The 24,291-nt window shown below is 74.7% G+C and carries 19 protein-coding genes and 1 pseudogene; 11 read left to right on the plus strand and 9 right to left on the minus strand.

Annotated features, from left to right (window positions below; genetic code table 11):
* Position 1: 1 nt before the first annotated feature.
* On the minus strand, positions 2–997 hold the full coding sequence (locus tag BKA00_RS14985; protein ID WP_185025537.1) for an AAA family ATPase: 996 nt from the start codon (positions 995–997) through the stop codon (positions 2–4).
* Complete coding sequence (locus tag BKA00_RS14990) at positions 997–3,147, minus strand: fibronectin type III domain-containing protein (protein WP_185025539.1); 2,151 nt, start codon at positions 3,145–3,147, stop codon at positions 997–999. Before BKA00_RS14990 ends, BKA00_RS14985 begins: the two co-directional genes overlap by 1 nt.
* A gap of 274 nt (positions 3,148–3,421) precedes the next feature.
* Between BKA00_RS14990 and BKA00_RS14995 the strand changes: the two genes are divergently transcribed.
* From BKA00_RS14995 to BKA00_RS15020, 7 genes and pseudogenes are all read left to right on the plus strand, one after another.
* Complete coding sequence (locus tag BKA00_RS14995) at positions 3,422–4,183, plus strand: M50 family metallopeptidase (protein ID WP_185025541.1); 762 nt, start codon at positions 3,422–3,424, stop codon at positions 4,181–4,183.
* A gap of 84 nt (positions 4,184–4,267) precedes the next feature.
* Positions 4,268–4,492, plus strand: a pseudogene (locus BKA00_RS40825) (SWIM zinc finger family protein); the annotation flags it as partial.
* A 267-nt stretch (positions 4,493–4,759) separates the two neighbouring features.
* On the plus strand, positions 4,760–5,749 hold the full coding sequence (locus BKA00_RS15000; protein ID WP_420829727.1) for an SWIM zinc finger family protein: 990 nt from the start codon (positions 4,760–4,762) through the stop codon (positions 5,747–5,749).
* Positions 5,746–7,263, plus strand: coding sequence for a DUF5691 domain-containing protein (locus tag BKA00_RS15005; RefSeq protein WP_185025545.1), 1,518 nt, complete (start codon positions 5,746–5,748; stop codon positions 7,261–7,263). Before BKA00_RS15000 ends, BKA00_RS15005 begins: the two co-directional genes overlap by 4 nt.
* Positions 7,260–8,393 (plus strand): ATP-binding protein, encoded by a 1,134-nt coding sequence (locus BKA00_RS15010; RefSeq protein ID WP_185025547.1) that lies wholly within the window; start codon positions 7,260–7,262, stop codon positions 8,391–8,393. The genes BKA00_RS15005 and BKA00_RS15010 overlap by 4 nt, the downstream gene beginning before the upstream one ends.
* Positions 8,390–10,588, plus strand: coding sequence for a DUF5682 family protein (locus BKA00_RS15015; RefSeq protein ID WP_221493162.1), 2,199 nt, complete (start codon positions 8,390–8,392; stop codon positions 10,586–10,588). The genes BKA00_RS15010 and BKA00_RS15015 overlap by 4 nt, the downstream gene beginning before the upstream one ends.
* The gene (locus BKA00_RS15020) at positions 10,585–11,778 is read left to right on the plus strand and encodes a VWA domain-containing protein (protein ID WP_185025549.1); all 1,194 of its coding nucleotides are present in this window, start codon (positions 10,585–10,587) and stop codon (positions 11,776–11,778) included. The genes BKA00_RS15015 and BKA00_RS15020 overlap by 4 nt, the downstream gene beginning before the upstream one ends.
* A gap of 5 nt (positions 11,779–11,783) precedes the next feature.
* On the opposite strand, the gene BKA00_RS38945 is transcribed toward BKA00_RS15020, so the two are convergent.
* Positions 11,784–13,289, minus strand: a complete 1,506-nt coding sequence (locus BKA00_RS38945; protein ID WP_230299270.1) for a serine/threonine-protein kinase — start codon at positions 13,287–13,289, stop codon at positions 11,784–11,786.
* Between the two features lie 100 nt (positions 13,290–13,389).
* Here BKA00_RS38945 and BKA00_RS15030 point away from each other — a divergent pair, with 100 nt between their 5' ends.
* From BKA00_RS15030 to BKA00_RS15040, 3 genes are read left to right on the plus strand one after another with little or no spacing between them, the layout of a single operon-like run.
* Positions 13,390–14,463, plus strand: a complete 1,074-nt coding sequence (locus tag BKA00_RS15030) for a FecR/PupR family sigma factor regulator (protein WP_185025551.1) — start codon at positions 13,390–13,392, stop codon at positions 14,461–14,463.
* Between the two features lie 22 nt (positions 14,464–14,485).
* A complete protein-coding gene (locus BKA00_RS15035) occupies positions 14,486–14,875 on the plus strand; it encodes an ArsR/SmtB family transcription factor (RefSeq protein ID WP_185025553.1) in 390 nt (129 codons plus the stop codon).
* Positions 14,872–15,900 (plus strand): cation diffusion facilitator family transporter, encoded by a 1,029-nt coding sequence (locus BKA00_RS15040; RefSeq protein ID WP_185025554.1) that lies wholly within the window; start codon positions 14,872–14,874, stop codon positions 15,898–15,900. The genes BKA00_RS15035 and BKA00_RS15040 overlap by 4 nt, the downstream gene beginning before the upstream one ends.
* Before the next feature lie 28 nt (positions 15,901–15,928).
* Here the strand turns inward: BKA00_RS15040 and BKA00_RS15045 are convergent, their stop codons facing one another.
* The 4 genes from BKA00_RS15045 to BKA00_RS15060 all read right to left on the minus strand — a co-directional run bounded on the left by BKA00_RS15045 (position 15,929) and on the right by BKA00_RS15060 (position 21,547).
* Positions 15,929–17,920, minus strand: coding sequence for a glycoside hydrolase family 44 protein (locus BKA00_RS15045; RefSeq protein WP_185025555.1), 1,992 nt, complete (start codon positions 17,918–17,920; stop codon positions 15,929–15,931).
* 1 nt (position 17,921) lies between these two features.
* Entirely contained in the window at positions 17,922–19,436 is a 1,515-nt protein-coding gene (locus BKA00_RS15050; RefSeq protein WP_185025557.1) for a cellulase family glycosylhydrolase, read from the minus strand.
* Positions 19,437–19,619: 183 nt separating this feature from the next.
* A complete protein-coding gene (locus BKA00_RS15055) occupies positions 19,620–20,510 on the minus strand; it encodes an amidohydrolase family protein (RefSeq protein ID WP_185025559.1) in 891 nt (296 codons plus the stop codon).
* Between the two features lie 20 nt (positions 20,511–20,530).
* Positions 20,531–21,547, minus strand: coding sequence for an alpha/beta hydrolase (locus tag BKA00_RS15060; RefSeq protein ID WP_185025561.1), 1,017 nt, complete (start codon positions 21,545–21,547; stop codon positions 20,531–20,533).
* Positions 21,548–21,716: 169 nt separating this feature from the next.
* Between BKA00_RS15060 and BKA00_RS15065 the strand changes: the two genes are divergently transcribed.
* Positions 21,717–22,703 carry a diacylglycerol/lipid kinase family protein gene (locus BKA00_RS15065; protein WP_185025563.1) on the plus strand — a complete coding sequence of 329 codons (987 nt, stop codon included), beginning with the start codon at positions 21,717–21,719 and terminating at the stop codon, positions 22,701–22,703.
* A 28-nt stretch (positions 22,704–22,731) separates the two neighbouring features.
* Here the strand turns inward: BKA00_RS15065 and BKA00_RS15070 are convergent, their stop codons facing one another.
* On the minus strand, positions 22,732–23,301 hold the full coding sequence (locus tag BKA00_RS15070; RefSeq protein ID WP_185025565.1) for a PadR family transcriptional regulator: 570 nt from the start codon (positions 23,299–23,301) through the stop codon (positions 22,732–22,734).
* A 61-nt stretch (positions 23,302–23,362) separates the two neighbouring features.
* Positions 23,363–24,217 (minus strand): aldo/keto reductase, encoded by an 855-nt coding sequence (locus BKA00_RS15075; protein ID WP_185025566.1) that lies wholly within the window; start codon positions 24,215–24,217, stop codon positions 23,363–23,365.
* Between the last annotated feature and the right edge of the window lie 74 nt (positions 24,218–24,291).

Genomic DNA, 24,291 nt, shown 5'->3' on the forward strand with positions numbered 1-24,291 from the left:
GTCACACCCCGGCGGCCTGCGGCGTCGGCACGTCGCCCAGCGCCTCGGCGACCACGTCGGCGCCCGAGCGCCCGCGCAGCTCGGCCTCCGGCGTGACGATCAGCCGGTGCGCGATGACGGGGACCGCGAGCGCCTTGACGTCCTCGGGCACGATGTAGGAGCGGCCGGCCGCCGCCGCCCGCACCCGCGCGGCGCGCAGCAGCGCGATGCCCGCCCGCGGGCTCGCGCCGAGCCGCAGGTCCGGGTGCTCGCGGGTGACCGCGACGACGCGCACGAGGTAGTCGTACAGCGGCGGCGCGACGTGCAGCCGCTGCGCGAAGTCGATCATCCGGGCGAGGTCCTCGCGGCTCAGCACCGGCGGCATCTGGTCGAGCACCGCGCCGGTCGGCGCCCCGGCGAGCAGCGCCACCTCGGCCTGGTGGTCGGGGTAGCCCATCGAGATCCGCATCAGGAACCGGTCGAGCTGCGCCTCCGGCAGCGGATAGGTGCCGTCCATGTCGACGGGGTTCTGCGTGGCCATCACCATGAACGGGCGCGGCACCGGGTGCGGGACGCCCTCGACGGTGACGCGGCGCTCCTCCATGACCTCCAGCAGCGCCGACTGCGTCTTGGGCGAGCCGCGGTTGATCTCGTCCGCCACGGCCAGGTTCGCGAAGATCGGCCCGGGGTGGAACTCGAACTCGCCCGTCCCCTGGTTGAAGATCGACACGCCGGTGATGTCGCTGGGCAGCAGGTCGGGCGTGAACTGGATGCGCGCCCACTTGGCCTCGACGGACGCCGAGATCGCCCGCGCCAGCGTCGTCTTGCCGACGCCGGGGACGTCCTCGACCAGCAGGTGCCCCTCGGCCAGCAGGCAGGTCAGCGCCAGTTCGACCTTCTCCCGCTTGCCGCGCACGACCCGCTCGATGTTGCCCGCCAGCGCCGCGAACATCTGCGCGAACCGCCCGGCCAGCGCGTCCGCGTCCACCGCCGCGTTCGTCCCGGGGTTCTCGGTCATCAGGTGCACTCCCACAGTGACGAAGAGAACGTCCCCGAGTTCGAGCCGGGGGTGTTCACGTAGAGGTCGCTGACCCAGCGCGTCCGGCCGTCGTACTGGATCTTGTCCCAGACGTCGCTGACGAGGCTGGGGTTGTTCAGGTCCTTGACGGTGTCGGATCTCTGCTGGCAGTACACCGTCACCTGGCCTGTGAAGCCCTTGGGGAACTCCCCGTCGCGCGGGGTGCCGGTACCCGGGCCAGTGTGCAGGTACGTGTTGGTGTTGTCGTTGTTGTGGCCGGAGTAGGGCTGGGCGTGCGCGTCCGGGTTGAGGTCTGCCGACGCGCTCACCGCCGTGGACGATCCGGCGCCGTTGCGGGCGGTCACCTTCAGCGTGTACGTCCTCGCGTTGGCAAGGTTCCTGACCTGGTGCGAGGTCGCCCTGGTCGAGGCCGATCCGCCGTTCCAGGTGATGTCGTAGGTGACGTCGAAACCGGACGAGGGGGACCAGGCGAGGTCCGCGCCGTGGTTGACGGCGGTCGCTTCGAGTGCGGTCGGCGGGCCGGGGGCGGTGCAGGCGGTGGCGCCCACCTCGCCGGACTCGCTGTAGGCGGGCTTGCCGTCCTTCCCCTTGTACTCGGCGGCCACCTTGTAGACGTGGGTGGTCGTGTCGCAGGTCAGGCCGCCGACGGTGAACGTCCCGCCTTGCACGGCCCCGGGGAACCGCGCCGGCCTCGCGCCCGCGACCGGCCTGCCGTTCTGGCCGAGCAGGACGAACCGGGCCACGGGGTAGACGCCCTGCGGCTGCGCGGCCGCCGTGAACCGCACCTTGATCGAGCCGTTGTCGCCGGACGCGGCGGGCGTGGGCGGGTCGGGCGCGGTGGGGTCCTTCTTCACCGGCGGCCTGGCCGGCGGCGGCGTGACGGTCGTGGACCCGCCGGGGCCCCCGCCGCCCCTGTTGCGGTTGCCCTGCCCGCCGCCCGGATCGGCCTGGACGGGCAGCGGGCGCCGCGCGCTGCCGGGGACCTTGTCGTCGTACTTCTCGATGCGCTTGACGGCGCCGTCCGGGCCGAAGGCGAGGGCGGTGGGTCCGTCGGGGTCGTTCACCCACAGCATGTGGTCGCGGACGAGCATCTCGATCGTGCCGCCGGGACGGGCGGCCGCCACGGGCCGCTCCCAGGCGTTGCGCTCGGTGTTGAAGACCAGCAGCCGGCCGGACGTCCGGTCGGGCAGGTAGACGCGGTCCCCGAGGACGTTGGGGGGATCGAAGGCGTGGTCCGGCACGCGCAGGGCCACCGAGTCGACCCGTCCGACGCCGGTGTCCAGGAGGTAGAGGGAGCCGCCCGCGCCGAGGATCGGGACGGTCTGCCCGTCGGCGGCCGCCGGGACCTTGACGCCGTCCGCGGCCCGCGCGACGGGCGCGGGCAGGTTGACCCGCTGCGTGCCCTCGGGGCGGACGATCAGCGCCGTCGCGGACGTGCCGTCGATGATCACGGGCCGTCCGGCGGCGATCGTCAGCGCGAGGCGGTCGCCGGCCTTCCCGGCCGCCACGGGCTCGCCCCGGCGGCCCGACCTGAACGGGACCACTCCGCCCGTCTGCGGGACGGGCACCCACAGCGCGCCGTCGGCGTCGATGCCCGCCTGCCCGAGCGGCGCGGTGAGGGTCGCGGCGCCGCCGACCGGCGCCAGGGTCACCGGGTCGATCTGCTGGACGGCGCCCTTGACGAGGTCGACCGTGTAGGCGGCGCCGGCGCCGGAGAGCACCTGCATGCCCGGCCCGCCGGCCTGCCGGCTCTTGGTGATCTTGAGCTGGGAGGGGTCGATCCGGCTCACGACGCCGGTGTCCTCGTCGACCAGCAGCACCGTGGCGCCGTCCTGGACGACCTTGATGCGGTGGCCGCGCATCTGCGGCACCACCGCGGTCTTGCCGTCGACCTTGCCGGCCAGCCCGTTGGCGTGCACGACCAGGCCCCTGCCGCTCGCGCTCAGCCAGGCCCCCACGTCCGAGAGCCGGTACCGCGCGCTGGCCGTGCCCACGCCGTAGACGAGCGCGCCCACGGCGAGCACGCCGACGAGCCCGGCGGCGATCTGGCCGGTCAGCCTGTCACGCCGGAAGATTCGGAAAAGACCGCGCGGGCCGGTGGTCCGCGCGGAGGATCGGTCCCCGTTCAATCCCCGCTCACCCTCTCGGCGCGCCGGGAGCAGGGAGCCGCTGGCCCGGGGCGCGAAGGCACCATAACGGCAATACGGGGCGCTCCGGAACGGGTTTGCGGAGATCGGCCTGGTAGATCGATACCGGTCCTGCGGGTTGCGGGTGATCCGCCATGACATCGATCACTTGGGGGGCGGAACGCGGCATGCCCCGTCCGCCGGTTCGAGATCCGAACGCGAACGTTATCCGGAACGTCCTAATGTTGGGCATCGCGACGACGACTCCGAGGTGGACGTGGAAAACGTGAGCATCGCCGACCTGTGGCACCGGGTGACGGGAACGCAGCCGGATCCGCCGTGGTGGCTGGTGGCCCTTGTCGGCCTCGCGGCGCTCGCCTCGGTGGTGCACGGCCCGACCTGGCGGATGGCGCGCAACACCGTCACGATCGCGCACGAGGGAGGGCACGCGCTGGTCGCGCTGATCTTCGGCCGCAAGCTGGACGGCATCAAGCTGCACTCCGACACCTCGGGCGTGACCGTGTCGCGCGGCAAGCCGCACGGCATCGGCATGATCTTCACGGCGATGGCGGGGTACGTCACGCCGCCGCTGCTCGGGCTGCTGTTCGCGCTGCTGCTGGAGGACGGCCGCATCACGCTGATGCTGTGGTTCACCCTGGCGCTGCTCGCCGCGATGCTCATCATGATCCGCAACGCCTACGGCGCGCTGTCGGTGATCGTCACGGGCGCGCTGGTGTTCGCGGTGTCGTGGCTGGGCAGCGCCACGGTGCAGGCCGGGTTCGCCTACCTGGCCGCCTGGTTCCTGCTGCTGGCGGGCACCCGCCCGGTGATCGAGCTCCAGCGGATGCGGGCCCGGCACATGGCGCCGAGCTCCGACGCCGACCAGCTCCACCACCTCACCGGCGTCCCCGGGCTCGCCTGGGTGGGCCTGTTCGCGGTCACCGCCCTGCTGGCGCTGCTGGCGGGCGGCGCGCTCCTCATCCCGGACGTCTCGCTGCCCGACCTCCCCACGCCACCGGGCTTCGGCGGGGTGGGCTGACGCCGGACGGGGCCGCGGTGCCGCCGATTGTCCGAGGGCGCCGATAGTTTCGGTTGTGTGAGGGATCGGTGGTCTCGTGAGCAGGTGCTCGGGCTCGCGCCCGACGCGTCGTCCGCCAGGGCGGCGGGCGGCGTCGCCAAGCCCGCCAAGTGGGCGGGGACGGGGTGCGACGACGAGGCCGTCTGGGGCGAGTGCCGTGGCAGCGGCAAGTCCTCCTACCGGACGTGCGCCGACCTGACCGGCCCGGCGTTCCGGTGCACGTGCCCGAGCCGCAAGTTCCCGTGCAAGCACGCCCTGGCGCTGCTGTTCCTGTGGGCCGACGGCCTCATAGAAGCCGAAGGCGCTCCGGGGGGTGCGGGGGGTCGTCCCCCCGCAGGGGTAGAAGCCGAAGGCGCTCCGGGGGGTGCGGGGGGTCGTCCCCCCGCAGGGGTAGAAGCCGAAGGCGCTCCGGGGGGTGCGGGGGGTCGTCCCCCCGCAGGGGTAGAAGCCGAAGGCGCTCCGGGGGGTGCTGGAGGTCGTCCCCCCGCGGGTGAGGGCGTCGAGAGTGGGTCGCGTCCCGCGTGGGTCGCCGAGTGGGTGGAGGACCGCCGGGAGCGGGCCGACCGGGCGGCCGAGCGGCGGGCCGCCCCGGCGGCCAAGGCGCGCGACCCGAAGACGGCGGAGCGGCGGGCCAGGCGGGTCGACGACGGGCTCGCCGAGCTCGACCAGTGGCTCCGCGACCAGGTCGCGCACGGCCTCGCGCAGGCGGAGAAGGCCCCCTACCGGCTGTGGGACGACGCGGCTCGGCGGCTCGTCGACGCGCAGGCGGGGGCGCTGGCGGGGCCGGTCAGGGGCCTGGCCGCGATCCCGCGCCGGCCCGGCTGGCCGGGGCGACTGCTGGAGGAGTACGCGCTGCTGCGGCTGCTCGTCCGGGCCTACCAGCGGCGGGACGAGCTGCCCGAGGGGCTGCGCGAGACGGTCCGCTCGCGGGTCGGGTTCACCGTCCCGCAGGAGGAGGTGCTGTCCGGCGGGGAGCGCGTCCGCGACCTGTGGTCGGTGACCGGGTCGCGCGACACCGCGCAAGACCTGCTCACCACGCGCAGGGTGTGGCTCCGCGGGAACCGGACGGGGCGCCCCGCGCTCGTGCTGTCCTTCGCCGCGCCGGGCACGTCCCTGGACGGTTCGCTCGTCGTGGGTATGCAGGTCGACGCGGAGCTGGCCTTCTACCCGGGCGCGCAGCCGCTGCGGGCGCTGGTCGCCGAGCGGTACGGGGCGCCCATGCGGGGCACGCCCGCGGGGACGTCCGTCCAGGGCTTCCTCGACGAGCACGCGGCCGCCCTCGCGCTCGACCCTTGGCTGGACCGCTGGCCCGCGACGCTGGAAGGCGTCCGCCTGGCGCGTACCGAGGAGGGCGGCCTGCACGTCGTCGACGGCGCCGGAGACGCGCTGCCGCTGCGGATGGGCGAGCCGTGGCGGCTGCTCGCCCTGTCGGGCGGCGGTCCGGTCACCCTGGCCGGGGAGTGGCGCCCGCGCGGCCTGCGCCCGCTGGCCGCATGGCACGAGGACGAGGGGACGGTGATCATGTGACGGCGTGGGACGAGCACGTCACCGCCGCGCTGCTGGGCACCGAGCGCCGCGACCCGCCCGTCCTCGCGGAGGCGCCCGGCGGCCGTGACGGCGACGGCGACAGGGCGGGCCGCCTGCTCGACCAGGCGGCGCTGCTGGCCGTCCGGCGGCGGGCCGGGCAGGTCCCGTCCGGGGCGGCCCCCGAGCCGGTGGCGCTGGCCCCCGTGGAGGACGTCCCGGCCGTGCCGAGGGCGGCGGCGGCCCGGCTGCGGCGCATCCTCGGCGGCGAGCAGATCCGGGTGCTGCCCGAATGGCTGGACGCGGCGGCCGCCCGGGGTCTGCGGGTGCCCGCCCAGTCGCTCCCCGAACTGCTGGAGCGGGGGCGCAGCGACCGGATGCTGCGGCCCTCGATCGCCAGGGCGTGCGGGCGGCGCGGCGTGTGGCTTGCCCTGCAGAACACCGACTGGGCCTACCTGGTGGGTTCCGGCGACGACCCCGGCGGCGGCCCCGAAGTGTGGGAGACCGGGACGCGCAACCGGCGGGTGGCCTACCTGACCATGCTTCGCGAGACCGAGCCAGAGCGCGCGCGGGAGCTTCTCCAGGGAACCTGGGCGAAGGAGCCGGCGCCCGACCGCGCGGCGTTCATCGCCACGTTCGCGCATGGGCTCTCCCTCGACGACGAGGAGTTCCTCGAGGAGGCCTTGGGCGACCGCGGGAAGGACGTCCGCCAGATCGCGTCCGATCTGCTGGCCCGCATGCCGGGCTCGGCGTACGGGGAGCGCATGGCGGCGCGGGCCCGGGCCTGCCTGACCGCGGAGGAGCGCACGGTCCAGGGCCGCAGGCAGACGTGGATCCGGGTGGAGCCACCGCACGCCCACGACGAGGACCTGGCGCGCGACGGCGTCCCGTTCCATCCGACCGGGTCGTTCGCGCCGCGCGGCGGGGGCTCCCCGGTGGGGACGCGGGCCGCGTGGCTCCGCGAGATCCTGGCCCGCACCCCGCTGTCGGCCTGGACGGAGCTGCTCGGGCTGCCGCCCATGGAGATCGTGTGCCTGCCCGTCGCCGACTCCGACGGGCGCGACGTCCACATCGGCTGGGCCCGCGCCGCCCTCGGCCAGCGCGACACCGGCTGGGCGCGGGCGCTGCTCAGGGGCGGCGTCATGGTCGACGAGCCGGAGGCCCTCGCCGACCTGCTGTCGGTCCTGCCCGGCCCGGAGCGCGACCCGGCGGCGGCCGACCTGATCCGCTGGGTGGAGGGGCGCCCCGGCCTGCTGCGCGTCCTGGAACGGGTGCCCGGCCCGTGGGCCGGGCCGCTCGCGGCGGCGGTGGTCGCGACGCTGAGCGCGTCCGCCGAGTCCCCCACCCGCCGCGACGAGCACCTGATCACGCAGCTGTGCCGGCTCGCCGACCAGCGGCTCGACCCGGCCGCCGCGGCCCGCCTGGCGGCCCTCGGACCGGCCGCGCCGCGCGCCGTGACCGACCTGATCGCGACCCTGCGTTTCCGCGACGAGATGCTGAAGGAGCTTGACCAGTGACCGAAGAGGCAGGCCCGGCGGGCCCCGGGGGCGGTTCACCCGCGCCGACCGAGGGCGCCGTGCTGCGGCCGCACGCCGAGCAGGAGCACGCCGCCGAGCTGGCGCGGCTGGCCGAGCACGACGACCGGCCCCGGCCGCCCGGCTGGCGGCTGTCGCCCTGGGCGGTCACCGCGTACCTGCTCGGCGGCGAACTGCCGGACGGCACGGCGATCAGCCCGAAGTACGTGGGGCCGCGCCGGCTGATGGAGGTCGCGGTGGCGACGCTCGCGACCGACCGGGCGCTGCTGCTGCTCGGCGTCCCGGGCACGGCGAAGACCTGGGTGTCGGAGCATCTCGCCGCCGCGATCAGCGGCGACTCCGCGCTGCTCGTGCAGGGCACGGCCGGCACGGCGGAGGAGGCGATCCGCTACGGCTGGAACTACGCGCGGCTGCTCGCCGAGGGCCCCTCGGAGCGGGCGCTGGTGGAGAGCCCGCTGATGCGCGCGATGCGGCGCGGCTCCGTCGCCCGCATCGAGGAGCTGACCCGGATGCCCTCCGACGTCCAGGACACCCTCATCACCGTCCTGTCGGAGAAGACGCTGCCCGTCCCCGAGCTGAACACCGAGGTGCAGGCGCGCAAGGGCTTCACGGTCATCGCGACCGCCAACGACCGCGACCGGGGCGTGAACGAGCTGTCCAGCGCGCTGCGCCGCCGGTTCAACACGGTCGTGCTGCCGCTGCCGGAGTCCGTCGAGGACGAGGTCGCGATCGTCGCGCGCCGCGTCGACCAGATCGGCGCCGGGCTGGAGCTGCCCGAGAGCCCGGCGGGCCTGGAGGAGATCCGGCGCGTCGTCACGGTGTTCCGGGAGCTGCGGTCCGGGGCCACGGCCGACGGGCGCACCAAGCTGAAGTCGCCCAGCGCGACCCTCAGCACCGCCGAGGCCATCTCGGTGATCACCAGCGGGCTGGCGCTGGCCGCGCACTTCGGCGACGGCGTGCTGCGCGCCGCGGACGTGGCGGGCGGGATCGTCGGCGCCGTCGTCCAGGACCCGGTGTCCGACCGCGTCGTGTGGCAGGAGTACCTGGAGGCGGTCGTCCGGGACCGCCCCGAGTGGCGCGACTTCTACCGCGCCTGCCGGGAGGTCTCTTGAGCCAGGTCGAAGTCTTCGGCGTCCGGCACCACGGGCCGGGGTCGGCCCGCGCGCTGCGGGGTGCGCTGGAGGACTTCAAGCCGGACGCGGTGCTGGTCGAGGGGCCTCCTGAGGCCGACGCGATCGTGGAGCTGGCGGGCGACCCGGAGATGGTGCCGCCGGTCGCCCTGCTCGCCTACTCCCCCGTCCCGGCCGACGGCGACCGCAGGGCCGCGTTCTGGCCGTTCGCCGAGTTCAGCCCGGAATGGCAGGCGATCAGGTACGCGCTGTCGGCGGGCGTGCCCGTCCGGTTCTGCGACCTGCCCGCCGCGAACCAGCTCGTCCCGGCGGAGGAGGAGCCGCCCGAGGAGGGCCTCAGGCTCGACCCGCTCGGCTGGCTCGCCAAGGCCGCCGGGTACGACGACGCCGAGCGGTGGTGGGACGACGTGGTCGAGCACCGCCACGGCGGCCCGTCCCCGTTCCCCGCCATCGCCGAGGCCATGGCGGAGCTGCGCGGCGAACTCGAACCGGCCGCGCGGGAGGAGCAGCGCGAGGCCCACATGCGCAGGACGGTGCGCCGCGCCCTCAGGGAGGGGCACGAGCGGGTCGCCGTGGTCTGCGGGGCGTGGCACGTCCCGGCCCTGCGCGCCAAGGTCCCGGCGGCCCGCGACGACAGGACGCTGCGCGGCCTGCCGAAGACCAGGGTGGCCATGACGTGGGTGCCGTGGACGCACGGGCGGCTCGCCGGGCGGTCCGGTTACGGCGCAGGGGTGCGCTCCCCCGGCTGGTACCACCACCTGTTCGCGGCCCGTGACCGCCCGATCGAGCGCTGGCTGACCGCCGCCGCCCGCGTCCTGCGCGAGGAGGACCTGCACGTCTCCTCCGCGCACGTGATCGAGGCCGTCCGGCTCGCCGAGGCCCTGGCCGCGCTGCGCGGGCGCCCCCTCGCCGGGCTGGACGAGGTCACCGAGGCGACCCGCGCCGTCCTGTGCGAGGGCGCCGAGCTGCCCGTCCGGATCATCCAGGACCGGATGGTCGTCGGCGAGCGGCTCGGCGCCGTCCCGGAACGCACCCCGATGGTGCCGCTGCAGCGCGACCTGCAGGCCGAGCAGCGGCGGCTCAGGCTCAGGCCGAGCGCGCTGGAGAAGGAGCAGGACCTCGACCTGCGCAAGCCCACCGACCTCGAGCGCAGCCGCCTGCTGCACCGGCTCCGCATGCTGGACGTGAACTGGGGGGTCCCGTCGGAGAGCCGCTCCAAGGGCACGTTCCGCGAGACGTGGACGCTGCTCTGGCGCCCCGAGTTCGACGTCGAGCTGATCGAGGCGAGCGCGTGGGGCACCACCGTGCGCGGAGCGAGCACCGCCCGCGCGCGGGAGGCGGCCGGGAGCGCCACCGCCCTCGCCGACCTCACCGCCGTGGCCGAGCGGTGCCTGCTCGCCGACCTCGGCGACGCGCTCCCCGCGGTCATGCGCGCCCTTGCCGACCGCGCCGCGGTCGACACCGACGTCGCGCACCTGATGGCGGCGATGCCCGCGCTGGTGCGCGCGCTGCGCTACGGCGACGTCCGCGGCACCTCCACCGGGCCGCTGCGCACGGTGGTCGACGGCCTCGTCGTCCGGGTCTGCGTCGGGCTCCCGCCGGCGATCACCGGGCTGGACGACGACGCCGCCCGCGAGTTCCTCGGCCACGTCGACGCCGTCCACGGCGCCCTGTCCCTGCTCGCCGACGAGGGCCACATCGAGCGCTGGCGCCGCGCCCTGGAGGGCCTGCTCGACCGCCCGGGCGCCCTGCACGGCCTGATCGAGGGACGCCTGACCCGCCTGCTGCTGGACGCCGGGCGGCTGGACGACGTCCCCGACCGGATGGCGCGCGCCGTGTCCGTCGGCGCGGCGCCCGACCGCGCCGCCGCCTGGGTCGAGGGCTTCCTCGCCGGCGGCGGCCTCCTGCTCATGCACGACGAGGCGCTCCTGCGGCTCGTCGACGAGTGGGTCGCCGGCCTGCCCGCCGACTCGTTCACCGACGTCCTGCCCCTTCTGCGCCGCACGTTCGGCGCCTACCCCGCCGCCGAGCGCCGCGCCATCGGCGAGCGGCTCCGCCGCCGCGGCCGTGCCCCCGCCGGGCGGGACCGGCCGCCGGAGGACGACGTCGACGAGGCCCGGGCGGCGCCGGCGGCCGCCACCGCCCTGCGGATCCTCGGATGGGAGAGGCCTGCATGACGAACGGGAGCGGGACCGGCGAGAGCGTGGACGAGCGGCTGCGGCGCTGGCGGCTGGTGCTCGGCGGCGACCAGGCCGACGGGACCGGCGTGGCGCTGGCCGGCGACGACGTCCGGATGGACGGCGCGCTGGAGCGGCTCTACGGGGCCGGCGGCGGCGGGGGTCGGCCGCGGCCGGGGCGGCGCGGCGCCGGCCTCGGCGACTCGGCGCCCTCCGTGGCCCGGTGGCTGGGCGACATCCGCGCGTACTTCCCGTCGAGCGTCGTGCGGGTGATGCAGAAGGACGCGATCGAGCGCCTCGACCTCACCCGGCTGCTGCTGGAGCCGGAGATGCTGGACGCGGTCGAGCCCGACGTCCACCTCGTCGGGACGCTGCTGTCGCTGAACAAGGTGCTGCCCGACAAGGCCAGGGAGTCGGCGCGCGCGGTGGTGCGCACGGTCGTGCGCGACCTGGAGCGGCGGCTCGCGCAGAAGACCCGCTCGGCCGTCGGCGGGGCTCTCGACCGGTCGGCGCGGGTCCTGCGCCCGAGGCGGCTCGCCGACGTCGACTGGGACCGCACCATCCGCGCCAACCTGCGCCACTACCTGCCCGAGCAGGGAACGCTCGTGCCGGAGCGGCTGATCGGGTACGGCAGGCGGCGGCAGGCCGTCAAGCGGGACGTGGTCCTCGCGATCGACCAGAGCGGCTCGATGGCGGCGTCGGTGGTGTACGCGAGCGTGTTCGGGGCGGTGCTGGCGTCGATGCGGTCGCTGCGCACGTCGCTGGTGGTGTTCGACACCAGCGTCGTGGACCTCACCGACCAGCTCCACGACCCGGTCGAGGTGCTGTTCGGCACGCAGCTCGGCGGCGGCACCGACATCAACCGCGCCGTCGCGTACTGCCAGGGCCTGGTCACGCGGCCGGCCGAGACGACCCTCGTGCTGATCAGCGACCTGTACGAGGGCGGGGTCCGCGACGAGATGCTGCAGCGGGTCGCGGCGCTGACGGCGGCGGGCGTGCAGGTCGTCGTCCTGCTCGCCCTGTCGGACGAGGGGGCGCCCGCCTACGACCACGACAACGCGGCGGCCCTGGCCGCGATGGGCGTCCCGGCCTTCGCGTGCACCCCCGACGCCTTCCCCGGGCTGATGGCCGCCGCCATCGAACGCCGCGACCTCAAGGAGTGGTCCGAGCGCGCCGCCGGTGACCGGTGAGCGCCTCAGACCGGCGAGCGGGACAGGCCGCGGACCAGGAGGAGCACCACTGAGGCGGTCAGCAGGGCGTGGCCGGTCAGGGCGGCCGGCTGGATCTCGACGAGCGCCCCCCAGGCCGCCCACATCGCGACGCGGGCGACACGGGCGGCCATCACCGTCCCCGCCGCGGCGCGGCTGCCGCGCCACGCCAGGATCACTCCGACGAGCGTGACGACGGCGACGACGGCGAACGACGAGGCGACCACGGGCAGCAGGCCGCCCCGGTGGCCCTCGCTGAGGGAAGGCCGCGCGATCAGGATCGCGAGGGCGGCGACGTCCAGGGCGGCGAGCACGCCGGCGAGGAGCAGGCCGGCCACGACCGCGGGGCCGCGCCGCAGCGTCCGGACGCCTCGGGGCGACCGGGGCAGCGAAGCGGGCGCGGGCGCCGGCCCGGGCGCGAATCCGAACGCGGGTCCGGCGGCGGGCGCGGGGCCTGGCGCGGGCCCGGTTCCGGGCGCGGGTTCGGGCGACGGGGGTGCGGGCGCGGACGTGGGCGGGCCGGACCAGGTCGGCGTCTGCTCCGGGGAGGACTGGACGGCCGGGCCGGGGGCCGGCCACGGCTCGCCCTCGGACGCGGACCTCGGGACCGGCGCCGTCGGGCCGGCGAAGTCCTCCGTGGGGTGCTCGGTGGGGATCTCCAGCCGGGCGTGCCGCTCGCTCTCGCCGAGCAGCCAGAGCAGGACGTCCTCGGAGGTGGGGCGGGCCTGCGGTTCCTTGGCGAGGCAGGCGGCGGCGACCTCGGCGAGCGGGCCGGGCAGCGCGCCGAGGTCGGGCGTCTCGTGCAGGATCCGGTACATCACCGCGGGCAGCGGGCCGCCCGCGAAGGGGTCGCGGCCGGTGGCGGCGAACAGCAGGGTGCTCGCCCAGGCGAACAGGTCGGCCGACGGCCCGACCCGCCCGGTGAACTGCTCGGGCGCCATGTAGGCGGGCGTGCCGACGACCTGGCTCGTCATCGTCGCGCTCGCGTCGAACGCGCGGGCGATCCCGAAGTCGATCACGCGCGGCCCGTCCGGGCCCATCAGCACGTTCTGCGGCTTGAGGTCGCGGTGCACGACGTTCGCGCGGTGGATCGCCGACAGCGCCGTCACCGAGCTGATCGCGAGCCGGTCGAGCGCCGCGCCGGTGCGCGGCCCCTGGTCGTGGACGAGGGCGCGCAGCGACGGCCCCGGCACGTACTCGCTGACGATGTAGGGGCGGTCGCCCGCCACGTCGGCGGCGAGCATCTGGGCGGTGCAGAACCCGGCGACCCGCTCCAGGACGGCCATCTCGCGCACGAACCGCTCGCGGGCGTCGGCGTCCCCGACGAGCTGGGCGTGCAGCAGCTTGACGGCGACGCGGGACGGCCCGGCCCCCGGCTCGGCGGGCCGGCCGAGGTACACCGCGCCCTGGCCGCCGGCGCCGATCCGGCCGAGCAGCTCCCACCGTCCGAGCCGGGTGGGGTCGGACGCGGTGAGGGGAACAGGACCCGCCATTCGCACCCTCTCGAAAAAATTGAGCATTACCGCGGGCACAAAACCGCTCCGCCCGGCATCGAAGAGTATAGGTTCGGCGAGCCCGAAGCGGGAGAAGAAGATGCTGCAGATTCGTTCGACGATTGCGCGGTCCGGCGCCGGTGCCGTGCCGCTGGCGGGGTGCCTCGCGGCCCTCGTCGCGGCCGGCGTGCTGACCGGCTGCGGGGACGCCGGCGCGACCATCACGCGGCTGACGGTGGGATCGCCGGGACCCGACCCGTACACGCTGGCGTCCGGCACCGACCGGGTCGATGTGAAGGCGAGGCCGCGGGCGGGCGGCACCAGGGAGGGGGACGCGCCGGGCCTCTACGGCGGCACGCGCCGGGCCTCGACCTGCGACAGGAAGCGGCTCGTCGCCTTCCTGCGGGCCCATCCCGACAAGGCGCGGGCGTGGGCGCGGGTGCAGGGCATCCCGGTGGGCGAGATCCCGCGGTACGTGTCGCGGCAGACGCCGGTGCTGCTGCGCACCGACACGCTCGTCACCAACCACGGGTACCGGGACGGGGAGGCCGTGAGCGACCCCGCCGTCCTTCAGGCCGGAATGGGCGTTCTGGTCAATGGTTACGGAGTGCCCACAGTGAAGTGCAATTGCGGCAATCCTCTCAGTCCGCCCGACAAAAAGATCTCCACCCCGAACGCCTCGTACAGTGGCCGGTCCTGGCCGGGGTTCGAGAAGGGGAATGTCACCCGGATACAGCCGCGGGATTCCCGCAAGGGAGCGATCACCACTTTCGTCCTCGTCGACCCGGACGCCACGATGGGGTTCGCCCGCCCCCGCGCCACCGAGGGAGCGTCGGACGGGCCACCGACCGCGCTGCCGCCGACGGAGACCGAGGTCGTGGCGGGCGACTCCCCCGCGCCGGACGGCTCGGGCCTGGAGACGCCCGGCACCGAGTCCCCCGGCACGGAGCCGCCCGGCTCCGGGACGCCCGGGCCGGAGACGCCCGGCGCGCGGTCACCGGGGACCGGGACGCCCGGGCCGCAGACCCCCGGCCCCGCGCTCTCGTCGCCGTCGCCTGGCGTGGTCACGCAGGACCCGGGTACCGGCGCCGGAGGGAAGGAGACGCCGGGCGAGGCGACGCACGGGCCGGTCTCCCTGCCGCCGTCGAGGGAGCCCGCGCCCGCGACGTCCTGACATGTGCGCTATCTTTGCTCATATGAGCAGTGCTTCAGATGTCGTCGCCCCGGACGCCTGCGCCGTGCGGGTGGTCGACGCCGCGAAGGTCGCCGCCGTCTCGGCGTCCCTGCCGGACACGGAGACGATCACCGAGCTGGCGCAGGTGTTCGGGCTGCTGTCCGACCCCGGCCGGCTGCGTGTGATCACCGCGCTGCTCGAAGGGGGAGAGATGTGCGTGTGCGACATCGCCGCGTCCTGCGGGCACTCGGAGTCGGCGGTCTCGCACGCGCTGCGCCTGCTGCGCGCCAACCGCGTCGTGCGCGTCCGCCGCGCCGGCCGGATGGCCTACTACCGGCTGGACGACTCGCACGTCCGGCTGCTGCTCGATCTCGCCCTCACCCACGTCGGCCACGGGGAGGAAGGCACATGACCGGGGACCGCGAGGACACGCCCGGGAAGCGGGAGAAGGACGGAGGGCACGGCCACGGCCACGGGCACGCCGTCTCCGCGGGCGCCGACCGGCGGCTGCTGACCGGCGCGCTCGCGCTGATCATCGCCTACATGTCGGTCGAGGTGGTCATCGGCCTGCTCGCCGGGTCGCTGGCACTGATCACCGACGCCGCGCACATGATGACCGACGCGTTCGCGATCGCGCTGGCGCTGGTCGCCATGCGCATCGCCGCCCGCCCCCCGAAGGGCGGGTACACCTTCGGCCTGCGCCGCGCCGAGATCCTGTCCGCGCAGCTGAACGGGCTGACGCTGATCCTGCTCACCGTCTACTTCGTGTACGAGGGCGTCCGGCGGCTGATCGAGCCGCCCGCGGTGGAGGGCCAGTTCGTCTTCTGGACGGCCCTGGCGGGCATCGCCGTCAACGTCGCCGCGACCATGCTGATCAGCCGGGCGGACCGGCGCAGCCTGAACGTCGAGGGCGCGTTCCAGCACATCCTGAACGACCTGTTCGCGTTCATCGCGACCGCGGTCGCGGGCCTGGTCGTGTGGACGACGGGCTTCGCCCGCGCGGACGCGATCGCCTCGCTGGTGGTGGCCGCGCTGATGCTCAAGGCCGGCTACCGGCTGCTGCGGGACGCGGGCCGGGTGCTCATGGAGGCGGCGCCCGCCGGGATCGACCCGTCCGAGCTCGGCGCGCGGCTCGCCGGGCGCCCCTGCGTCGAGGAGGTCCACGACCTGCACGTGTGGGAGGTCAGCTCGGGCTACCCGGCGCTGTCGGCGCACGTGCTCGTCGACTCCCAGGGAGACTGCCACGCCGTCCGCCGCGACCTGCAGGAGCTGCTGCGCGACGCCTACGCGATCACGCACACGACGCTGGAGGTCGACCACGTTCCCGAGCCGTCCGGCGGCGGGCACGTCCACTGCGACGACGCGCACGGCCCCCGCCATGTGGCGGAGGCCGCCGAGCCCCACGAGCACGCGGGCGGCGCGCCGTGCGACCACTAGGGCCGCGCGGCCGCGCCGCCCCCCGTGATCAGCGGGTGGCGCAGGCGGCGCCGTTCACCTCGAACGCGCCCGGAGGCGGGTTCGTCCCGCCGCTCGATCCGTTGAAGCCGATCGTCACCGAGCCTCCCGGCCGGATCGTCCGGTTCCAGTCGAGGTTGCGGGCGGTCACGTCCGGGCCGCTCTGCGACCAGGCCGCGCTCCACCCCTGGGTGACCCGCTGGCCCGCGGTGAAGGCGAACCCGAGCGTCCAGCCCTCGATGGGCGAGGTCCCGGTGTTGGTGACGGTGACCTGCGCGGTGAAGCCGGTCCCCCACTGGCTCTGCACCGAGTAGCCGGCCGCGCAGGCCGGGGCGGCCGGCCCGCCGCCCGCCGGGATCTCGACCAGCGTGATCGAGGACGCGGGGAACGTCGAGGTGAACCCGTCCGCCCCGACCGCCACGTCCGGCGCGCGGACGATCGCGCCCGGGTCGGCGCCGCCGTACCGGTAGACGCGCCCGGCCGCCGCGCCCGACCGTCCGGCGACCGAGACCGTGCTGGTGAGGTCGTCGGTGAGCGACTTGTTCACGATCATGAGGGTGAGCGCCTTGTCGGCCGAGCGCTCGGCGGCGTACACCGCGAGCCTGCCCTGGTCGGCGCTCGACGCGCGGACGGACGTCTCGCCGAACGAGGCGCCCGCGCCGTCGTAGTTCCGGTACATGCGGAAGGCGTAGGCGCCCGGGTCGGACGCGCCCGGCGGCGCCCACAGCGTCGCGAGGTCGAGGCCCTCCCGCCCGAAGATCCCGAGGACGTCCGCCTGGGCGAGCGCGCCGTTCAGGTGGCCGAGCGCGCCCCAGTTGTACTCGGTGATCGCCAGCTTGGTGCCCGGATAGTTCTGGTCCACGAGCCCGCGCATCCGCGGGATGAAGTCGATCGGCTGGCCGATCCAGCTCTCGTCGGTGTAGGAGGGGTCCCACAGCTGCCGGGTGGAGCGCAGCCGCAGCTCCTGCGTCGCCGCGTCGCCCGGGCCGGTGGAGGACACCCCGGCCTGCTGCGGGTAGATGTGCTCGTCGAAGTAGTCGAGGATGCGGGTCCCGTGCTCCTGCTCGTAGGCCTTCATCTGCCGCAGGTACCAGTCCGCGAACGGGACGCCGCCGTGCGCCGCCCGGTCCGGCGGGTTCGCCCAGCAGTCGCCGCCCTGCCGGTCGCAGGTCTGCTTGTCCAGGCCCGACATCGTCAGCGACTGGAAGCCCCAGCCGACCGGGCCGAGCGTCTTGGCCCCCGGGTCGGCGGCCTTCACGGCGGAGGCGATCGCGTACGTCTGGCGGCGCATCTCGTCGTACCCGGCGCCCTCCGGGTGCACGTCGCGGTGCGTGGCGTGCCAGAGGTCGGGCTCGTTGTCGAGATCGTAGAAGCGCACGCCGCCACCGTCGGCCCGGCCGTACTTGCCGGTCAGATGGGACAGCCAGTCGGTGACGTACTGGGGACCGGCCGGGACGCTCGTGTCGGCCGGGTCGTTGCCCGTGACGTTCGAGCCGTCCGGTTTCACCCCGTTGCCGCAGTCGGGCCGCCACTGGGCGTCGGCGCCCTGCTGCGGCCCGTACTTGGCGATGCCGAACCCGCAGGTGTAGTCGCGGGCCTTCGGCGTCCAGCCGATCAGCGGGACGGTCAGGAGCGTGCCGGTGCCGGTCCGGCGGTCCTGCTCGGTGAACTGGTCGGTCTCCGAGCCGTCGGGGAGCTTCGCGGGGTCCGGCGCGGGGCCGGGCACATTCTCGAAGTACCAGTCCGAGCCGCGGTTGGTCTCGTCGTAGAGGTAGTTGTAGCGGGTCGTCGCGTTGCCGCCCCACCGCCGGACGGGGAGGCGCAGTTCCTTGGCGAGGTCCTCGGACGCGAAGTTCATCCCGTACACGTAGGGGCTGATCGCGTGCCGCGACGCGGACGGGTCGACGGTCAGCGCGGGCCCGTCCGCGGCCTGCGCCGGGGGCGCCGCCCACGGCAGGAGCGCGGCGGCCGCCGCGACGGCGAGCCAGGCCTTCCGGGTCATGTCACACCTCGCATGCCTTGTCGTTCACCTCGAACGCGGCCGGGGCGCCGCTCGCCGCGCCGGTCGCCTGGAACCCGACCGAGAGCGAGGCGCCGGGCGCGACCGAGGCGTTCCAGTCCAGGTTCTTGGCGGTGACGGCGGCGCCGCTCTGCGACCAGGCCGCGCTCCACCCCTGGCCGACCTTCTGGTCGCCGGGGAAGGCGAACTCCAGCGTCCAGCCGTTCAGCGCCGAGGAGCCGGTGTTGGTGATGGTGACCTGGGCGGTGAAGCCGCCCGACCAGCTGTTCTGCACCGTGTAGGCGACCTTGCAGGACGTTCCCGGCGTGCCCGGGTCGCCGGGGTCTCCACCGGGGTCGCCCGCGCCGAGCAGGTAGGGGTCGAGGTAGGCCTGCTTCGCCGTGTTCACGGTCGTCCAGTCGTCGTTGAGGATGCCGCCGGTGTCGCCCGAGTTGGGGTTCCACGACCAGAAGGTGAAGGAGATACCGCCCGTGCCCTTGCCGAGGTACGCCATCAGGGTGCGCAGCCAGGTCTGGTCGCGCGGGTCGCCCAGCGTCGTCCCGAACTCGCCGAGCAGGACCGGCGCGACGTTGTTCTTGTAGAGGTAGCCCCAGTTCTTGTCCCAGATCCCGGCCAGGTTGGACGGGAAGGACGGGTCGTCGAACCACGGCTGCGGATACACCGACGTTGCGTAGTCGTGGGCGGAGTACACGAGCCGGTTCGCGACGTTCAGCCGCACCGGGTACTGCGCGGCGCCCTGGAGGTTGCCGCCCCACCAGTAGTTGTCGCTCCCCTGGTCGTTGACGCCCTCGACGATGATCAGCCAGTTCGGGTTGGCCGCGAGGATCGCGTTGCCGGCCCGCTCGGCGGCCAGCCGCCAGTCCCTCGACTGGTCGCCGCAGCCCCAGCACGCCGGGGAGTGCGGCTCGTTGTGGAGGTCGGCCCCGATGACCGTGGTGTCGCCCGCGTAGTGCCGGGCGAGCATCGTCCAGTCGGAGATCCAGCGCGACTCCGGGTAGGCGGCGGTGTACCAGAGCGCGGACTGGCCGCCGGAGTCCGGGCGGTGCCGGTCGAGGACGACCTTGAGCCCGATCCGCCCCGCGTAAGCGATGATCTTGTCCAGGATCTGCAGCCCGTTCAGCCCCTGAAGATCGGGGTTCTTGGCGTAGTCGATGCTGTTGGGGGCGCTGCCGGAGTCGAACAGCTGGCTGCTGTAGGGCAGCCGCAGCGTGTTGTAGCGCAGGCTCTTGATCTGGTCGAGCATGTCCTTGTAGCCGCGCGACCAGAGGCCGTGCGGGGCGTAGTTGGACGTCTCGGCGCCGAACCAGTTGATGCCCGTCATCCGCACCGGCTGCCCGGCGGAGTCGAGCAGCTGCCGGCCGCTGGTGTGCCAGTAGCCGGCGCCGGCCGCGCCGGCCGGGCGCGGCGCGGCCTGGACGAACGCCAGCGCCAGCAGCACGGCCACGATGATCGGGACCAGGCGGGGCCGCCGGAGTCTCAAGGTCACGGTCGTTCTCATGCGGGGTCCTCGGTCGACGGAGTGGGAGCGCTCCCACAGTCGGCGGCGGCGCGCCGCCTGTCAAGGACGGCACAAGCCGTCCAGCGCTGACCAGGCACCCCGCATGAAAACCCGTGAAACGGCCCCGTCGACTTGCGGCGTGTTGCCCTTGTGGGCGCTCGCTTAAGGGCAACACGCCGCAAGTCAACGGTGTTCGCCGAAGAGGGCGGCGGGGGCTTGCCAGCAGACCGAGCGCAGCCAGTCGTCGCCCAGGTCCAGCGCGGCCAGCGACTCCAGCTGGTGCGCGTACTCGTAGGGGATGTTCGGGAAGTCGGTTCCCAGCAGGATGCGCCCCTCCAGGCCGAGGTCGCGCAGCCGGGGCAGCAGCGCGTCCGGGAAGGGCGCCAGGGCGGCGAAGCGGGTGAAGATCATCGTCGTGTCGAGGTGGACGCGCTCGTGGGCGTCGGCGAGGGCGAAGAAGCCGTCGAACTCCGGCGCGCCGAGGTGGGCGACGATCGCCGTCAGGCGCGGGTGGCGGGCGAGCACCTCGCCGAACGGGCCGGGCCCGGTGAAGCCGTTGGCGACCGGCCCGGAGCCGGCGTGGACGAGGGCGGGCACGCCGGCCTCGGCGAGCGCCCCCCAGACCGCGTCCAGCTCCTTCAGGCGCGGGTCGAAGCCGCCGACCTGGAGGTGGACCTTGAAGACGCGGGCGCCCGCGTCCAGCGCGCGGCGCACGTACTCCTCGACGCCGGGCTCGGGATAGAACGTGGCGGACTGGAGGCATTCGGGGACGCGGGCGGCGAACCGGGCCGCCCACTCGTTCAGGGACTCGGCCATGCCGGGCCGGTGCGGGTAGGCGAGCGAGGTGAACGCGCGGACGCCGAGCCCGCGCAGGAAGTCCAGCCGCTCCTGCTCGGAGTCCCGGTAGCGGATCGGCCACTCGGTGCCGATCAGCGGACCGGCCTCGTCGAAGTACCCCCACACCGCGCTCATCAGCCGCTCCGGCATGAAGTGGACGTGGACGTCGATGATGCCGGGCAGCCCGAGCGACCGCCAGAACGCGGGGACGGCTGAATCAGAACGAGGTTCGACCACGCCCCGACCCTAACCGCGGTTCAGGAGATCTCCGCGAGCAGGGCGGGCAGCGCGGCCCGCAACTCGCGGCGCCAGTACGGCCAGGTGTGGGTGCCGCTGTAGAAGTGCGTGGAGACGGGGACGCCGAGCTTCTTCAGCTTGCCCGCGAACTCCCGCGAGACGGTGTGGGCGAGGGCCTCCAGCGCGTCGCGGGGCGCGGCCTCCCGCCCGCCCGGGCCGGGGCGGTCGAAGGGGCCGGGGGCGCCGTCCCCGGCGCTGACGTGCACGCGGACGCCCGCGAGCCGCCCCGCGAGGTCGTAGGGGTTGTGCTGGCGCCACACGACGCGCTGCTCGTCGGGGTCTCCCCACACGTCCGTCCAGTCCAGGGACGGCGCGCCGATCGCGACGCCGAGTTCGACGAGGTCGGCGACGTCGAGCCCGGAGGGGTCGCGGTGCAGCGTGTGCAGCGGCCCGCTGAACGACGCCGCCGCCCGGAAGAGTCCCCGGTGCCTGGCCGCGTACGCCAGCGCGCCCAGCCCGCCCATCGCGTTGCCCGCGACGGCGCGGCTCGGGCCCGCGCGGTATCCGCGCTCCAGGATCTGCCGGAGTTCGGCGAGGTGGAAGGTCTCCCACTTCGGCGCGCCGCCGCCCCCGCGGTTCCACCAGTCGGTATAGCTGCCGCACGGGCCGCCGTCCGGCATGACGACGATCACATCGGCGTCCTCGGTCAGCTCCTCGATGTCGCTGTGCTCGCTCCACACGGTGTGCCCGTCCCGGCCCGCGGAGGCCCCGTGCAGCAGCCAGAGCGCCGGCCAGGTGCGGGAGGCGTCGCGGGACCAGCCGGGAGGCAGGAGGAGGCGGACGTGGGCGACGCCCGCCAGGACGGGGGAACGCACGGCCAGGTCGAGGACGCGGCGGCGCGGGCGGCGCTCGCCGACGACGGCCGCGCCGTCGTCGGCCGGGGCGCCGGGCGGCGCCGCGCCGCCCGCCGCGATGGACGCGGTCAGCCCCGCGACCGCGACGATGAGTCCCGCTCCCGCCAAGCCGCGCAACCGCATGATCTCCCCCGGTCGTCCAGAGGTGCCTGCAGTAAAGGTTCCCTCTGACGGGAATGTTTCAACGCTGTGTAATCGGTTTATAAAATGTCGGGCCGGACGTTCCGGTCCACGTACCCTCCTGGGTGGCGCGGACGAAAGGGGGCGACCGGAAGAGATGCGGAGCGTCCAGATGCGGAGCAAGGCTGAGCTCGAGTCGGCGATCGCGGGCGGCGGGCGCGCGGCACTGGTGATCAACTCCCGCTCCCGGCGGGGCCGGCGGCTCTACGGCACGGCGCGCCGCCTGCTGCGCGAGGCGGGTCTGGAGTTCCCGCACGTCTTCCCGGTGACCGACCCCGCCCGGCTGCGGGAGCTGTTCGCCGACGTCCTCGCCCTGGAGCCCGACCTCGTGGTCGTCGGCGGCGGGGACGGCACGGTGGCCGAGGCGGTCGGGCACCTGGCGCACCGCGACGTCGCGCTCGGGGTGCTGCCGCTCGGCACCACCAACAACTTCGCCCGCAGCCTGGAGCTGCCGCTGGACCTGCCGGGCGCGGTCGCGACCCTCGCCCTCGGGCGGCCGGACGGCGGGAAGGTCGCCGACGTCGACGTCGGCTGGTTCGAGTCGACGGGCGACCCGCAGGGCGAGGGGCCGGGCGCCGACCGCGAGCACATCTTCGCCAACATGGTCAGCCTCGGGCTGTCGGTCCAGGTCGCCGAGCACGTCCCGCACACGCTCAAGCGGTTCATCGGGCGCCCCGCCTACGCGCTGACGGCGGCGGGCCTGCTGCCCCGGCACGAGGCCTTCACCGCCCGCATCACGATCGACGGCGAGACGCACGAGGTCTCGACGCACCAGCTGAACGTCGCCAACGGCGCGCACCACAGCGGGCAGCGCATCGCCCGCGACGCCAGCCCGGACGACCGGCTGCTGGCCGTGTACCGGCTCGGCGACGAGCGGCGGCTGCGGCTGGCGTCGGCCACGGCCCGGCACGTGCTCACCGGCCCGCGGCGGTCGCTGGAGGACGACGCCTTCCTCACCACGACCAACGTGCAGATCGAGACCGACCCGCCGATGCAGGTGGACGTGGACGGCGAGGTCCGCGGCCGCACCCCGGTGTCGATCAAGCTGCGCGGCAACGCGCTGCGGGTGATCGTCCCGAAGACGTTCGTCGACACCTGACCGGCGCCCGACCGGCCGCCCGGCGCGGCTACGCGCCGCCCGGGCCGCGCTCGTCGGCCATGACGTACGCGCCGGCCTCCAGGCGCTCGATCACGCCGAGCGTCCAGGTTCTGGCGGAGTCGGCGGAGTGGACCCACCAGCCGAGCAGCTCGCGCAGGTGGTCGGAGGGGTCGAGCTCGTCCAGGGGCGGGGCGACGGAGGCGCGCCAGGCGGCCAGGCCGTCGAGGCGCTCGCGCAGCAGGGCGAGCGCCTCGGCGCGCGGCAGCTCGGTGAGGAACCCCAGGCCCGCGGTCAGCATCTCCGGGTGCCGGACGTCCACCGCGGAGAGGGCGGAGCGCAGCAGCCGGTGGAACTCCGCCCGGCCGGCCTCGGTGATCTCGTAGTCGGTGTGCGGCGGGCCCGCCTCGCTCTCCTCCACCTCGTGGGCGTGCAGCAGGCCCTCCTTGGCCAGCTGCCTGAGCGCGTGGTAGATCGAGCCCGGGTTGACGTGGGCCCACTCGTCCGAGCCCCAGGAGAGCAGCTCGCGGCGGACCTCGTAGCCGTGCGCCCGCCCGAACCTGCGCACCCCGCCGAGCACCAGCAGCCGCGTCGTCGACATCCTCTCCCCCTGATCGCAAACCCGTTCAGGGTAGAGGCTCCGGCGACCGCGCGCGCGGTCCTCACCGCTTCAGGGCGGCGAGGTCCTCCGGGGCGAGCACCAGATCCGCGGCGGCGATGTTCTCCTCCAGATGGTCCGGGGAGCCGGTGCCCGGGATCGCGAGCATCACCGGCGACAGGGCCAGCAGCCCGGCGAGCAGCACCTGCGGGACGGTGGCGCCGTGGCGGGCGGCGACCTCGTTGACGCGCGCGTCGTCGGGGATGCCGAACCCGCCGAGCGGGAAGTAGGGGGCGTAGGCGATGTGTTCGCGCTCACACGCGGCGAGAAGCTCGGCGTCCCGCGGCAGCGTCACGTCGAACCGGTTCTGGACGGCCGCGACCGGCGCGATCCCGCGCGCCTCCTCCAGCTGGGCGAGGCTCACGTGGCTCAGTCCGAGGTGCCTGATCAGCCCCTCCTCGCGGAGCGCGGCCAGGACGGCGAAGCGCTCCCCGATCGGCTCGTCGCCCGGGGCCTCCAGCCCGCCGGGCCGCAGGTAGACCAGGTCGAGCCGGTCGAGGCCGAGTTCGGTGAGGTTGCGCTCCACCTCGGCGCGCAGCTCCGACGCCGGGAGCTGCCCGGACGGGAAGGGGTCGCCCGGGCCCCGGTACGGTCCCACCTTCGTGGCGACGACCAGGCCGGGCGGGTAGGGGGCGAGCGCGGCGCGGATCATCTCGTTGGCCGCGGGGCCGCCCTCGTAGTAGTAGAACGCGGCCGTGTCGACGTGGTCCACGCCCAGCTCGACGGCCCGCTGGAGGATCTTGATTCCGGTGTCCCGGTCGCCCGCGGGTCCGCCGCGGGTGCTCGCGGGCAGCCGCATCGCGCCGAAGCCCATCCGGGAGATCCGCAGGTCGCCGCCGAGATCGAAGTGTCGTGTCATGCGGTCCACTGTGCTGCGCCCGCGGGGCCGCGGCGATCCGCTGGCAGCTTGCTGCCACGGCGGCGGCCGGCGGG

This window comes from Actinomadura coerulea, assembly GCF_014208105.1.
Taxonomy (GTDB): Bacteria; Actinomycetota; Actinomycetes; order Streptosporangiales; family Streptosporangiaceae; genus Spirillospora; species Spirillospora coerulea.

Coding starts and splice junctions, on each gene's coding strand:
- BKA00_RS15070 (WP_185025565.1), bottom strand. CDS start 23,301: ATGTCGACGACGCGGCTGCTGGTGCTCGGCGGGGTGCGCAGGTTCGGG.
- BKA00_RS15030 (WP_185025551.1), top strand. CDS start 13,390: ATGCTGCAGATTCGTTCGACGATTGCGCGGTCCGGCGCCGGTGCCGTG.
- BKA00_RS38945 (WP_230299270.1), bottom strand. CDS start 13,289: ATGGCGGGTCCTGTTCCCCTCACCGCGTCCGACCCCACCCGGCTCGGA.
- BKA00_RS15040 (WP_185025554.1), top strand. CDS start 14,872: ATGACCGGGGACCGCGAGGACACGCCCGGGAAGCGGGAGAAGGACGGA.
- BKA00_RS15045 (WP_185025555.1), bottom strand. CDS start 17,920: ATGACCCGGAAGGCCTGGCTCGCCGTCGCGGCGGCCGCCGCGCTCCTG.
- BKA00_RS15020 (WP_185025549.1), top strand. CDS start 10,585: ATGACGAACGGGAGCGGGACCGGCGAGAGCGTGGACGAGCGGCTGCGG.
- BKA00_RS15065 (WP_185025563.1), top strand. CDS start 21,717: ATGCGGAGCAAGGCTGAGCTCGAGTCGGCGATCGCGGGCGGCGGGCGC.
- BKA00_RS15060 (WP_185025561.1), bottom strand. CDS start 21,547: ATGCGGTTGCGCGGCTTGGCGGGAGCGGGACTCATCGTCGCGGTCGCG.
- BKA00_RS15075 (WP_185025566.1), bottom strand. CDS start 24,217: ATGACACGACACTTCGATCTCGGCGGCGACCTGCGGATCTCCCGGATG.
- BKA00_RS15035 (WP_185025553.1), top strand. CDS start 14,486: ATGAGCAGTGCTTCAGATGTCGTCGCCCCGGACGCCTGCGCCGTGCGG.
- BKA00_RS14985 (WP_185025537.1), bottom strand. CDS start 997: ATGACCGAGAACCCCGGGACGAACGCGGCGGTGGACGCGGACGCGCTG.
- BKA00_RS15050 (WP_185025557.1), bottom strand. CDS start 19,436: ATGAGAACGACCGTGACCTTGAGACTCCGGCGGCCCCGCCTGGTCCCG.